This window comes from Corallococcus exercitus (genome assembly GCF_042231735.1).
Taxonomy (GTDB): Bacteria; Myxococcota; Myxococcia; order Myxococcales; family Myxococcaceae; genus Corallococcus; species Corallococcus exercitus_B.
The window spans coordinates 5,691,653-5,705,286 of record NZ_CP102577.1 but is presented as its reverse complement, the minus strand read 5'-3'; the positions used below and the strand labels follow the sequence as shown (position 1 = coordinate 5,705,286).

Annotated in this window: 9 protein-coding genes; 5 read left to right on the top strand and 4 right to left on the bottom strand. The window is 71.8% G+C overall.

What is annotated here, in order from left to right:
- Positions 1-294: 294 nt before the first annotated feature.
- Both NR792_RS22325 and NR792_RS22320 read right to left on the bottom strand, forming a co-directional pair.
- Complete coding sequence (locus NR792_RS22325) at positions 295-1,767, bottom strand: MBOAT family O-acyltransferase (protein ID WP_375754702.1); 1,473 nt, start codon at positions 1,765-1,767, stop codon at positions 295-297.
- 3 nt (positions 1,768-1,770) lie between these two features.
- Entirely contained in the window at positions 1,771-4,635 is a 2,865-nt protein-coding gene (locus NR792_RS22320) for a GDSL-type esterase/lipase family protein (protein WP_375754701.1), read from the bottom strand.
- A gap of 51 nt (positions 4,636-4,686) precedes the next feature.
- On the opposite strand from NR792_RS22320, the gene NR792_RS22315 reads away from it, so the two are divergent.
- The 5 genes from NR792_RS22315 to NR792_RS22295 all read left to right on the top strand — a co-directional run bounded on the left by NR792_RS22315 (position 4,687) and on the right by NR792_RS22295 (position 11,487).
- The gene (locus NR792_RS22315) at positions 4,687-5,121 is read left to right on the top strand and encodes a RidA family protein (protein WP_375754700.1); all 435 of its coding nucleotides are present in this window, start codon (positions 4,687-4,689) and stop codon (positions 5,119-5,121) included.
- A 102-nt stretch (positions 5,122-5,223) separates the two neighbouring features.
- Positions 5,224-6,285, top strand: a complete 1,062-nt coding sequence (locus NR792_RS22310; RefSeq protein WP_375754699.1) for a mannose-1-phosphate guanylyltransferase — start codon at positions 5,224-5,226, stop codon at positions 6,283-6,285.
- A gap of 214 nt (positions 6,286-6,499) precedes the next feature.
- A complete protein-coding gene (locus NR792_RS22305) occupies positions 6,500-8,965 on the top strand; it encodes a protein kinase (RefSeq protein ID WP_375754698.1) in 2,466 nt (821 codons plus the stop codon).
- A gap of 170 nt (positions 8,966-9,135) precedes the next feature.
- Positions 9,136-10,506, top strand: a complete 1,371-nt coding sequence (locus tag NR792_RS22300; protein WP_375754697.1) for a phosphomannomutase/phosphoglucomutase — start codon at positions 9,136-9,138, stop codon at positions 10,504-10,506.
- Between the two features lie 48 nt (positions 10,507-10,554).
- Positions 10,555-11,487, top strand: a complete 933-nt coding sequence (locus NR792_RS22295; protein ID WP_375754696.1) for an ROK family protein — start codon at positions 10,555-10,557, stop codon at positions 11,485-11,487.
- Between the two features lie 49 nt (positions 11,488-11,536).
- Here the strand turns inward: NR792_RS22295 and NR792_RS22290 are convergent, their stop codons facing one another.
- Positions 11,537-12,592, bottom strand: coding sequence for a WD40/YVTN/BNR-like repeat-containing protein (locus NR792_RS22290; protein WP_375754695.1), 1,056 nt, complete (start codon positions 12,590-12,592; stop codon positions 11,537-11,539).
- Positions 12,593-12,650: 58 nt separating this feature from the next.
- Positions 12,651-13,547: a DUF547 domain-containing protein gene (locus NR792_RS22285; RefSeq protein WP_375754694.1), complete on the bottom strand. Its 897-nt coding sequence runs from the start codon at positions 13,545-13,547 to the stop codon at positions 12,651-12,653.
- Between the last annotated feature and the right edge of the window lie 87 nt (positions 13,548-13,634).

Here is a 13,634-nt window from a genome sequence, read left to right as displayed (position 1 = left end):
ACGTGGGCGCCCTGTGTTCGGGTCGCACGCATCAACTGCTCCAGGTAGCTCCAACAGGGCCTGGAGCGTTGGAATCACCAGATCATCCGGCACGAGCGCGGCACGCGTCAGGACAGCGGGAACCTCCGGCCAGGGGCCTGGCGCGATGGTCAGTCCATCAATGCCATCCTGCATCGGAAGCTCCGACGCCAGATAAAATCGCCGAGTTCCTGACGCCGCGCACGCGATGCCCAGGCACGCGATGCCGAGCCAGAGAAGCTGTCGCCGGAGGAGCCCCATCCGGCGGCAGCGTACTCAGAACTGCAGGTACACGTACGGCCGGGTCTCCAGCGTGGACAACTGGCGGATGCCCAGGCCCAGGAGCACCAGGACCACTGCTCTTGCCGGCGCGGGCAGCCGGAGGAAGGCGAGCGCCGTCATGTCGTAGAGCTTCATCGGCACCGCGTGCGCGATGATCGCGATGGCCAGCATGCTCCACACCAGCGGGCCCACGTTCGCCAGGCCCGGGATTCCCGCCAGCATCCGCGCGTAGAACTCACCCGCGTGCGTCATGTCCGGCGCGCGGAACACCACGCGCGTCAACACCACCAGCGTGAACGTGGCCAACATCCCGAACGCCACCCGCACCGGCCCGGGCTCCTGCTGCTTGCCCCGGTACCACCACCAGCACCGCACCGCGCACAACGCCACGCCGTGCACCGCGCCCCAGACCGCGAAGCGCCAGTCCGCCCCGTGCCACAGGCCTCCCAGCACCATCACCATCATCAGGTTGAAGCACACCCGCGGCTTCGAACGGCGGTTGCCGCCCAGCGGGATGTACAGGTAGTCCCGCAGCCACGACGACAGGCTCATGTGCCAGCGGTTCCAGAACTCGAACAGGTTCTTCGCCAGGTACGGCCGCGCGAAGTTCTCCGGGAACCTGAACCCGAACAGCGACGCCACCCCAATCGCGATGTCCGAGTACCCCGAGAAGTCGTAGTACAGCTCCAGCGTGTACGCGACCGCCGCCACCGCGCACTCCGCGGACGAGTACGCGTGCGGACTGCCGAACACCGGATCCACGATGCCGCTGCCCAGCACGTCCGCGATGACCAGCTTCTTCACCAGCCCCACCGCGATGCGGAACAGCGCCTTGTTCCCGTCATCCGATGACAGCGTGGGCACCTCCCGGAAGTGCGCCATCAGCTCCGACGCGCGGACGATGGGGCCGCTCAGCACGCGCGGGAAGAACAGCATGTAGAGCAGGTGCTCCACGAACGTGTGCTCGGAGCTCGCCTTCCCCCGGTACACGTCCACCGTGTAGCTGATGGACTGGAAGACGAAGAACGACAGGCCCACCGGCAACAGGAAGTGGAAGGGCTCCGGCCGCACCTCCACGCCCCAGGGCCCCAACAGCGACGCCACCGTCCGGCGCAACAGCTCCAGGTACTTGAAGCCCGCCAGCAGCCCCAGGTTGGAGACGATGGACAGCACCACCAGCGTCTTGCGCACGCCGGGCCGCTCCGTGCGCCCCATCCCCTTCACCAGCAGGTGGTCCACCGTCACGCCGGCCAGGAAGATGAACAGCGGCACCAGCCGCACGACCAGCTCGCCGGGCGGCACCCCGCCCACGAACGCCGTCAGCGACACCTGCAGGAACGACACGTAGACCAGCAGGCTGGCCGCGAGCAGCACCAGCATCCGCGGCCAGTAGTACCGGTGCACCGCCCAGTAGAGCGCGAACACCAGGATGACGAAGACGACGTACTGGAGGCTGTGGGACAGCACGGCTCAGGGCGCTCCCGCGGCGGAGGCCGTCGGCTCGCCGCCCTTCTTCGTGGACTCGTACGCCGCCATCAGGTCCTTCACGAACGCGTTCGCCAGCACCGCGTAACCCTGCGGCGTCAGGTGCACGCCGTCCGCGTGGCCCAGCGGCACCGGCCGCCGCTGCCAGCGCTGCATGGACCGCTCACCGCCCATCGCCGCGCGCGCGGACCAGTACGCGCACCCCGCGTCCTTCGCCACCTGCGGCAGCGTGTTCAGCACCTTCGAGAGCGACGGCGCCTCGTCCCACCGGCCGTTCGCGTCCTGCGCCAGCCGGTCCGTGGGGCCGATGAGCAGGCACTCCGCGCCCGTCGCCTTGCGCATGCGCGCAATCAGCGCCGCGTAGTCCTGGCGCAGCCCGTTCGCGTCCAGCTCCGGCAGCTCCGCCTCGTTGGTGCCGTACCAGAACACCAGCAGGTCCGGCCGGCGCGCGGTGAGCTGCGCGTCCATCGCCGCCGCATCCATGTCCCGCGCCGTGAAGGCCGTGGCGCCGGGCAACCCCAGCGCGTCGTACACCAGCCCCGGCGTGTCGTACTCCAGCGACGCGCCCAGCACCGTCGCGCTGCCGCCACCCTCCGGGACCTTCACCTGGACCGAGTGCGCCACGCCCGTCACCGGGAACGAACGGATGCGCACCGTGGGCTGCGTCAGCGGCTCGGGCGGCGGCGCTTCAGGAGCAATCGCCTCGCCGTCCACCGTGATTTCAGGCGCCGCGGCCCCGGGCGCGTCCAGCGCGTACAGGTCCAGCCGGCCCTGGCGGTTCTTGTCCTCCGCGCAGCCGTCACAGAAGGAGATGCCCAGGCTCGCGCCGGGCGCTCCCACCGCGCGGATGCCGGTGAGCCCCCAAATGCTTCCGGAGATGTTTCCGGGGCTGCCTCCGGGCGCGCTCTTCGCGTCCTCCACCGCCCACTCGCCGTCCAGCGTGCGCGTCACGTGCGCCGCCTCCAGCCGGGAGGACGGCTTGCCCGCCGCGATGAAGCCCCGGCCCGCGTCGCCGAAGCGCTTCGTCAGCGCGTCGCGGACCTTGTCGGAGAAGTAGTGCGCCGCCGTGTGCGACGCGCCCAGCTGCGCCATGCCCACGCGCAGCTTCGCGCCGGACTCGCGGCGGGCCAGCGATTCGAACGTGCGGCGCAGCGCCGGGGTCGCGTTCTGAAGGCCGGTGGTGTCCGTGCCCGGGACGCGCGGCGGGTGCGTGCGCGCGAAGGCCCGCTGCAGCGCCAGGTCGAACAGGTGGCCCAGGAGGTTGGAGCCGCGCACGCGCGGGTGCACCAGGTCCTCCAGCATCAGGCCGGCCTCCAGCCACTTGAGCGCGGAGCCCTCGCCGCCCATCGCCGCCAGCGTGTCGTAGAAGGCGCAGCCACCGGCGCGCGCCTCCTCGCGGAACACCTCCGCCACCTCCGCCGAGTGCCGGCGGGTGATGAGCTCGCCGCTCAGCGTGCGCACGCCCGCGTCGATGGGCGACATGACGAGGCACGCCGCGTCCGGCACCGCCGTGCGCACGCGCGACACCAGCTCCTTCATCTGCGAGCGGACCTCGTCCAGCGTGGTGCGCTCGCGCGAGAGGAAGAACGCCTCGTTGCCGCCCACCATCAACACCACCAGCGACGGCTTGCGGTGCTTGAGCTGCGAGCGGAACGCCTGGGGCTGCGCGCGCAGGTACACCTCCGCCATGCCGCCCAACAGGCCCACCGTGTCGTAGACGACGCCCGGCGTGCCCGACTCCACGGACACGCCGTGCAGCTCCGTCTTGCCGCTCGCGGTGAGCGTCAGCGTCTTCGCGCCCTCCGGAATCCTCAGCCGCGCGAAGGCCGCTTCCGCCTTGGGGCCGAACGCGCGCGTCTGGATGCGCTGCGTGTTCTTGCCGTCCACCGCCACCTGCACGGAGCCGTTGGCCGGCTGGGCCAGGAAGAACAGCTCCGCCTCGCGCGCGCCCTCCACGGAGTAGCGCGTGCCCTGCGCGGGGCCGCTCGTGGAGAAGGCCACGCCCGTCCAGCCCACGCGGTCCCTGGGCCAGTGCGTGTCCACCAGCCGCTCCATCTTCCAGCCGTCGGTGCTCGCGGTGCCCGCGCGCGTGGCGCGGCCGGCGCTCGCCAGCCGGTGGATGTAGAGGAAGCCGGGGCCGCCCGAACCGAAGCGCTCCTGGAGCCGGTCGCGCACCACGTCCGTGATGTAGTCGGACGCGATGAGCGAATCGCCCAGGTGCACCACCCGCACCGGCGTGCGCCGCGCGTCCGAGCGCAAGTCTCCCAGCGCCTTCATGAACGGCGCGAGGCCGTCCTCGTCACACGTGCCGTCCGCGCGCGTCTTACGGCAGTTGAGTTCAATGTCCACGTGCTTCGCGCCCATGCGCTCGCGCAGCGCCTCCAGCTCCCGGGCGGTCGCCAGCGTGGGGGCGCTCAGCTCCTCCAGGCCGATGCCGGGCACGGCGGGCGCTTCGCCCACCTGTGGGCCCGCCTGCGGATCGGTGTCGCTGGCGGCGGTGTCCGCTTCCGCGAGCACGGAGGGCGGAGCGTCCGGCGCCATGCTGTCCGCGGGCGGACGCGGGGCCTTCACGCCGCGCAGGGACGCGGGCAGCACGAGCGCCGCCAGCTTGGGCCCGAGCGAACCTTCCTGACGGAGGCTGGGGAGGGGGCGGAACTTCTCCGGCAATGGCGCCAGGGACACTCCCACCGCCAGGAGCACGGTGAAGGCCAGCGTCCATCCGGTGGATGTGGGCTTGAGGCTCAACGCCGGGGCATGAGACTGGCTTTTCGGGGGCGGGTCAAAACTCTGCCCACATTGTCGCGCCCCATCCCTCGGGGGGCAGGCGGCCGGGCCGCGTCCAGATTCCATAGGATGTGCGCGGCCCTTCACCTCGTCGGGCCGGACAGGAGACGGTGAATCATGGGACAGAGCTCAGACTCCTCGAAGACGCCGACCGTGGTGCTGACGAATCCGAAGGGGTTGTTCGACCCGGCGCCCTATGGCTTCTCCCACGTGGCGCAGGTCGCGCCCGGCACCCGGCTGGTCTTCCTGGCGGGGCAGGGGGGAGAGCGTGAGACGGGCGCGCTCGAGCCCGACTTCCGCCTCCAGGTGAGGCAGGCGTTCATGAACGTGCGGACGGCCCTCGAGTCCGTGGGAGCGGGCGTCGGTGACGTCGCCAAGCTCACGATGCTCGTGGTGGACCACACGGAGGAGAAGCTGCGCATCATCGGTCCGGAACTGGACGCGGCCTGGAACGGCGGCATGAAGCCGACCTGCACGCTGATTCCCGTCCCCCGGCTGGCACTGGACGGGATGCTCTTCGAGGTGGAGGCCATCGCGGTCCTGCCAGCCTGAGCGGCGAGCAGCCCCCTTCCTCCGCTGGCGCGACGCGCTATGGTGCGCCGCCGTGCGCGCCAGGCGGTGGCCCGGCGTGCCCCTAGGAGCTCGCACCCGCATATGGCCCTCTATCCCGTCATCATGGCCGGAGGCTCCGGCACCCGCTTCTGGCCGCTGTCCCGCCAGGCCCGTCCGAAGCAGTTCCTCCCGCTGGCCTCCAAGCAGCCGCTGCTCACCGACACCGCCCAGCGCCTCAAGGGGCTGGCCCCGGTGAAGAACACCTTCATCGTGTGCGGCCCCGTGCACGCGAAGACGGCCGCGAAGCTGGTGAAGGGGCTGCCCAAGGGCAACCTCCTGGTGGAGCCCGTGGCGCGCAACACCGCGCCCGCCATCGCGCTCGCCGCGCTCCAGGTGGCCGCGCGCGACCCCCAGGGCGTGCTCGCGGTGCTGCCGTCGGACCATCACGTCGCGGACGTGAAGGGCTTCCAGCGCACGCTCGCGGAAGCGGCGCGCATCGCGGAGGGTGGCCACATCGTCACGCTGGGCATCAAGCCCGCGCGCCCGGAGACGGGCTACGGCTACATCCAGGTCGGTGACGCGCTGGACGGCGGCGGCCGCCGCGTGAAGGCGTTCAGGGAGAAGCCCGACCTCAAGACGGCGCAGGAGTACGTGGCCGGCGGCGACTACCTGTGGAACGGCGGCATCTTCGTCTTCCGCGCGGACGTGATGCTGGAGGCCTTCCAGAAGCACATGCCGGAGATGCAGAAGGGCTTGGACGCGCTCCAGAAGGCCGCGGGCAAGCGCACCTTCCCGGCCGTGCTCAAGCGCGTGTTCCCCAAGCTGCCCTCCATCTCCATCGACTACGGCGTGATGGAGAAGGCGGAGAACATCGCGGTGCTGGACGGCGACTTCGGCTGGTCCGACGTGGGCTCCTTCGCCGCCATCCCGGAGGTGCGCCCCGCGGACGCGCAGGGCAACGTCGTCTCCGGCGACGCGGTGCTGGTGGACTGCACGGGCTGCGTGGTGCTCGCGGACAAGCGCACGCTGTCCGTCGTGGGCCTGCACGACGTGGTGGTGGTGGACTCCGGTGACGCCGTGCTCGTCGTCCCCAAGGACCGCAGCCAGGACGTCCGCAAGGTCGTCGAGGCGCTCAAGGCCAAGAAGCGCACCCGGCTGCTGTAGGCCCGGAGGCGACTTCGCCTCCTGTTTCCCCTCACACATTTCTTCCCGGGGCTCCCTGTCGTTTCTACAGGGGGCCCCGTGCGTTTCGCGGGGGGCGCTGGCACCTGCGGGCGGTTGGAGTGTCGTTGAGGGCACGGAAGCGGCCCCCGGGCATGAGGCGCGGAGGTTGCAAGCCCACCCCGGGTCCGCCCCACTTCCGGGGCGACAGGCGGGGATGGCGATGGGCTGCAAGCGCTGCGTAGGCGACCACCGGAACGACGAGGCGTGCCCCGGCGCACGGCCTGGGGTGCCGGGGGATTCGCTGGAAGGCCAGCGGCACGGGCCGCTGCTCTTGAAGCGCCGGCTGGAAGTGGGGGCGGTGGCGTCGGTGTACCTGGCGGAGTACGTGCCCACGGGGCACCGCTTCGCGGTGAAGGTGCTGCACGCGCACCTGGCGGCCCGTCCCGCCGTGCGCGCCCGGTTCGTCGCGGAGGCGCTGGCGCAGCGCAACGTCGTGCACCGCCACGTGGCGCGCGTGCTGGACGTGCGCCCCGGTCCCCAGGGCCTGCCCTGCGTGCTGATGGAGGCGCCGGAGGGCGAGTCGCTGAGCGCGCTGCCCCTGCCGCTGTCGCCGGCGGAAGTGGGCGAGGTGTTGGAGCAGGCGCTCGCGGGGCTGGAGGCGGCGCACGCGCGAGGGGTGGTGCACGGGGACCTCACGCTGGACTCGATGTTCGTCACGCGCGACGCGAAGGGTGAGCGGCGCGTGCGGGTGCGCGACTTCGGCGCGGGCGCGGTGCGGGAGGCGGCGCTGTCACAGGAGGAGCGCGCGCGGGGCGTGACGGTGGGCTCGCCCACGTTCATGGCGCCCGAGCAGTGCGCGGGGATGGGTGGAAGCCCTCGCGCGGACCTGCACGCGATGGGCGTGGCGGGCTACCTGCTGGTGACGGGCCGGCTGCCGTTCGGGTTGGGGCGCTCCGCGGACGTGACGCTGTTTCCGCCTCACGCCGTCAACGCGAGCGTGCCGCCCGCGCTGTCCACCGTGCTGCTGCGCGCGCTGGCCGCGAAGCCGGAGGACCGGTTCGACAGCGCGTGGGCCTTCCGCGTCGCGCTCGCGGAGGCGCTGGGCATGAAGGCGCCGGTGCGGAGCGCGCCGGCGGATGCGACCGAGGACCTGTCCGACGTGGAGGTGACGGACGCGGGCGAGCCGGGCGCCGTGCTGGAGGCCTCCGCGGCGCACGACGCGGACGACTTCGACATCGTGGAGGACGTGCCGGAGTGGGGCATGGCCGCCACGTCCATGGAGGATGCGGCGGTGCGCGCGGCGGATGGCGCGCCGTCCAACGCCCGCGCCGTTGAAGTGGCCATGCGCGAGGACGTGGCCGCGTTCTGGGCCTCGGCCGTGGCGCTGCTGGGCCCGGTTGAGCCGGAGCCTCCTTCCGCCACGGTGCCTTTGACCGGCGCGTCCGGGGCCGGTTCCCCGGCCTCCGCCGCTTCCGGGGCTCCCGTCCTCCTGGTGCAGCCGGCGGCCCACGCTCCGGCCGCGACCATGAAGCTGGGCGTCGTCGAGGCGAACCCGCTCCAGTCCGCCGCGCCCATCCTGCTGGTGGATCCGGCCTCGCCCCTGGACGTCACGCCCCAGCCGGCGGTGAACCCCACGTCCACGCTGGGCGCCGCGGCCATCCCGTTCATGACCCTGGCGCCCACGGTGATTCCGTCGCCTCTGCCCATTCCGCTCGTGGACGTCGTGCAGGACGCCGCGCCCATCCCGCTGGTGAATGCCGCCGTGCCTCCGCTGGAGGCCTCCGCGCCGCGCACGGACGCGCCCGCGGACCTGCGCGTGCGCCTGGGCCTGACGCCGGGCGAGGTCCTCCAGCCCGTCTCCGTGAGCGACGTCGCCCCCGAGGGCCTCTTCGCCGAGTGCCAGGGCAACCTGCCCCCGCTCGCCGCGCGGCTGACGGTGGAGGTGTCCTTCCGGGGCGAGACGGCCCTGGGCGCCTGCGACGTCGTCCGCCACGTCACCTTCGACGAGGCGCGCACCTGGAACGTGCCCGCCGGCGTCTTCGTCCACTTCTCCGACGAGTTCCCCGCCCTGGGCCGGCTGCTCTCCCGCGCCCTCATGGAGGACGCGGAGCCCGCGCCCGACGCGGAGCTGGCCCGCATGCTGTCCCGCGCGGAGGCCGTGGCCCGGGACCCGTACGCCCTGCTGGGCGCGAAGCACGACGCCGACTTCGGAGACATCCACCGCCGCGCCCAGGCCGCCCTGCGCCGCCTGGTCACCTTCCAGAACCGCCCGCTGCCCACCACGCAGCGCCAGGCCCTGGACGCCCTGCGCGTGCGCGTGCTGGCCGCGCAGCGGATGCTCGGCGACCCGCTCTCCCGCGTGGGCTACGACGCCACCCGGGGCAACCTGGGGGGCCTCGCCCGCTGCGTCGCCGCGGGCGTCCCGGAGCCCACCATGGAGGCCCTGCGCAGCGCCTTCCTGGCCGCCCGGCCGGAGGTGGAGCGCAAGGCCCGCGCCCTGTTCACCCAGGGGCACGCGTTGGAGGTCCAACGGGCCGTCCCGGCCGCGCTGGAGCGCTACGCGGAGGCCCTCAAGCTGGACCCGCTGAACACGTCCTGGCTGAAGCACTACCAGTCCCTGCTGCGGCAGGTGCCGGCAGGCTCCGGGGCCGGGGCCCGGATGCCGGAGGCCATGGCCTGATGGGGGCCATTACCCCTCCCCCGGGGTAGGTTCCGCCCTCCCGGGGCGGCCCGGGCGTTCAACAGTCAGCCGGGCGCGTTCGGGCGTGTGCAGCCCCCGGGGCCCCTCGTGTAGTGTCCGACGCCTTCCGTTACGCCCTCCCGGTTCCTGTCGAGGGTGGGGACACTGCCATGAACGCGCACATCTTCCGCGAGTACGACATCCGAGGTCTGGTGGACAAGGACCTCACCATCGAGGTGGTGGAGCTCCTGGGCCTGGGCCTGGGCACCATGATCCGCCGCAAGGGCGGCACCTCCATCGTGGTGGGCCGCGACTGCCGCGAGTCCTCCACGCGCTTCCGCGACGCGCTCGCCAAGGGCCTCACCGCCACCGGCCTGGACGTCTACGACGTGGGCGTGGTGCCGACGCCGCTGACCTACTTCGCGGCGAACACGCTGCCCGTGGACGGCCTGGCGATGATCACCGGCAGCCACAACCCGAAGGAGTTCAACGGCTTCAAGATTGGCGCGGGCAAGACGACCTTCCACGGCCCCGAAATCAAGGAGCTGCGCCGCCTCATCGAGGCGAAGGACTTCGCGACCTCCAGCAAGCCCGGCAAGGTCACGCCCTACGACATCATCACGCCCTACAACCACTTCATCCGCCAGACGGTGAAGGTGGGCCGCAAGGGGATGAAGATCGTCATCGACGCGGGCAACGGCACGGGCGGCGCCATCGCGGTGCCCCTGTTCGAGAGCATGGGCTTCGACGTGGTGCCCCTGTTCTGCGAGATGGACGCGGACTTCCCCAACCACCACCCGGACCCCACGGTGGTGGAGAACCTCCAGGACCTCATCAAGAAGGTGAAGGAGGTCAAGGCGGAGGTGGGCATCGCCTACGACGGCGACAGCGACCGCATCGGCGTCATCGACGACCAGGGCAACGTGCTCTGGGGGGATCAGCTGATGGTGCTCTTCAGCCGCTACGTGCTGAAGGAGTCCCCGGGCGCGGCCATCATCGGCGAGGTGAAGTGCAGCTACACGATGTACGACGACATCGCGAAGCACGGCGGCCGTCCCATCATGTGGAAGGCGGGCCACTCCCTCATCAAGTCGAAGATGAAGGAGGAGCACGCGGAGCTGGCCGGCGAGATGAGCGGCCACATCTTCTTCAAGCACCGCTACTTCGGCTTCGACGACGCGGTGTACGCGTCCGCGCGCCTGCTGGAGATTCTGACGCACGAGAAGCAGTCCATGTCGCAGCTGCTCTCCGACGTGCCGAAGACCTTCGCCAGCCCGGAGCTGCGCTTCGACACCACGGAGGAGAAGAAGTTCGCCATGGTGAAGCGCGCCACGGAGATCCTGCGCGACGCGGGCCACAAGGTGGTGGACGTGGACGGCGTGCGCGTGACGTTCCCGGACGGCTGGGGGCTCATCCGCGCGTCGAACACGCAGCCCATCCTGGTGCTGCGCTACGAGGCCAGCACGGAGGCGCGCGTGAAGGAGATCCAGGCGCTCATCGAGAAGACGGTCGCCCAGGCGCAGAAGGAAGTCGGCGCTTAAGCCTTCGGCGCTCCACGCGAAGCACGCACGTAAGGGAAGGAACTGGCCATGCCGACGCTGGGAATCGACCTGGGCGGAACGTTCGCCCGGGCCGCGGTGGTGGATGGGAAGGGCGCGATCCTCGCGAGCGCCAAGGTGGCGTTGCAGGACCGCAAGCCGCCAGGCGTGGTGGAGACCATCGCCCAGGCGGCGGAAGAGGCGGTGAAGACGGCCGGGGTGAAGGTGGAGGGCTGCGGCGTGGGCGCGGCCGGGCAGATCCACAAGGACTCGGGCGTCATCTCCGTGGCGCCCAACCTGGGCTGGCGCGACGTACCGTTTGGCCAGATGCTGACGAAGCGGCTGGGCTTCGCGGTGAAGGTGGTGAACGACCTGTCCGCGGCGGCGTGGGGCGAGCTGCACGCGGGCGCGGGCCGTGGAGCGCAGGACATCCTGGTGGTGTTCGTGGGCTCCGGGGTGGGCAGCGCCATCATCGCGGACGGGCGGCTGGTGAACGGCGGCGGTGGCGTGGCGGCGGAGCTGGGCCACATCAAGGTGGTGCCTGGCGGCCGGCTGTGCGGCTGCGGTGAGCACGGCTGCCTGGAGGCGTACGCGGGCGGCCACAACCTCATCGCGCAGACGAAGGAGCTGCTGGCGTCGGGCAGCTCGCGCGTGCTGGAGCAGCTGACCCAGGACGACCCGGACACCATCACGCCGGTGACGCTGGAGACGGCGGCGGACGCGGGCGACGCGAAGGCCAAGGAGATCCACGACCGCGCGGGGCAATTCCTGGCGCTCGCGGTGGCCAATTACGTGACGGTGCTCAACCCTTCACGACTGGTGGTGGGGGGCGGCGTGCTGATGCACTGCCCGGGGCTCAAGCGGAAGGTGCTGGACGGCGTGCAGCAGTGGTCGTCCCGCGTGTCGCGCGAGGGCCTGCTCATCGCCGACGCGGAGCTGGGCGACGACAGCGGCATCATCGGCGCGGCGCTGCTGGTGAAGTGAAGCACCCGGCGCGGGGAGTGCGCTCCCCCGCGCCTGTCTTCGGGACGGCCTACGGCTTCCCGGGAGCTTGAGGCGCGGTGAAGCCCAGCCGCGCGATGCGCCCCTCCTCACCCACGGCCCAGGCGGTGTCGCGCGTGCGAGGCGGCGTGGACACGGCGTGGAAGCCGGTGGGGTCCAGCGGCTCCCACGTCCTGCCGGCGTCCTTCGACACGTCCGAACCCGTGGGCCCTACGGCGACGAGCCACATCTTGCGCTCGCGCGTGAGCGGGGCCACGCAGGAGCGGTAGCCCCCGGGCGGCTTGCCGGGCACGGTCCACTGGCGCTTGCCCGCGTCCAGCGTGAGCGCCGCGTTGCCCGTGGCCACCTCCGGCTGCTTGTAGTTGCCGCCTACGGCAATGCCCGCCATCGGGCTCCAGAAGTAGAGCGAGAACACGCCCGCCCCCTCACCGGTGGCCAGCGGCGTGGGCGCGATGCCCCACGTCTTGCCCCGGTCCGCGGAGTGGAGCACGCGCGCGATGGAGCCCCCCAGTCCGAACCAGACCTCGGACTTGCCGTATACCGCGATGCTCGTGCCGCTGGCGGCGAAGCCCGCCTCACCCGCGAGCGCGGCCGGGAGCGCGCCTTCCGGCACGGGCTTCCACGTCGCGCCGCCGTCCTCCGTGGTGATGACGACGAAGTGGCCGTCCACCGGGTCGCTGAACGCGATGCCGTGCTTCTCGTCCCAGAAGGCCATGCCGTTGAAGAAGGCCCCGGGCACGGCGTTGGTGAACTGGAGCGTCCAGTGCGCACCCCCGTCCGTGGTCTTGTAGATGCGCGACTTGTCACCCGCGCCAATGGACAGCACGTACGCGGTGCGGTCGCTGAAGGCATCCACGTCGCGGAAGTCCAACCCCTCCGCGCCCGGCACCGGCGCCTGCTTCCACGTCTTCCCGCCGTCCGTGGTGCGCACGACGGTGCCCTTGTCCCCGCTGGCCCACGCGACGCGGCCGTCCACCGCGCTCACCCCGCGCAGGCGCACCGTCGTCCCGCTCGCCTGCGGCTCCCACTTCATGTCCGCGCTCCCCAGGGCCAGCCATGTCGCCAGCCACACCGCTCCCATCGTCATGTCCCGGTGCCTCCCGCGTGTTCGTCCACGAGTGACGACGCTAGCCGAAGGCGGCCGGTCAGCGCCGCGCGGCGGTGCTCGCGGCGTCGGGGAGCGACGCATCCTCGGGCAGGGACTCGATGCGGCACTTGTCCAGCAGGGGGCCGCAGGCTCGGTCCAGGTCGCCGCGCGTGTCGCAGCCCGGGCGCTCCTCGCAGGTGTCCGGCAGGAAGGCCCAGACGAACTGGAGCACGTTGCCGTCCCGGCCCTCCGGCAGCGCGGCGAGGAAGTCCTGCTTGCGGTCCTGGAGCAGGCGCGCCAGGTGCACGGTCTTGTCCTCCAGCTTCACGTGGCGCGCATCCCCCATGTAGCGGCGGCTGGCGTCGTTGAGCTGGGCGTCCAGGAACTCCGGCTGGTAGGGCGCGCCGTCCAGCCGGGGCCCGCCCCGCGTCCCCCGGAAGAGGGCGAAGTGCACGCGAGGGTCCGCGTACTCGCCGAAGAGGATGCGCTGCTCCATGGCCCACAACGTCAGCCGCTCACCGCCCACCGGCCACGCGTGGCTCCAATAGAAGCCGCCGAACCAGGACGCCCCCACGCCGTCCGGGTAGCGCTCCACCAGCTGCATCAGCACCAGCGCGTTGTACGCGTTGATCCAATACGCCAGCCGGTCCTCGGGCGACGGGAACAGCTCCGGCTGGCGGTGCGGTGACACCGCCGCGAGCGACGCGACGAAGCGCTCCAGGGCCGGGCGGTCGCGCGACAGGCCCTCGAAGTCCAGGTCCCCGCTGGGGCGCACGTGGCTCAGCGCCTGCGCGTAGTCCGCGTAGCCGAAGGGCCCGGCCACCTGGGGCACCGGCGCCGGCAGCGCGCCGCCCACGTACAGCCCTGCTCCCACGGCGAGCGCCACCAGCACGGCCAGGAGGGCCGCCACGGGGAACCAGCGCGCGCGGTGGCGGGAAGGGACGGGGGCATTCACGGCCCGGCAGTCTATGCCACCCGCGCGGCCCGGCTCCCACCGTTCAGGCCCTGAGAGGACCCACCCGGGGTCCGACGCGACAGGCCG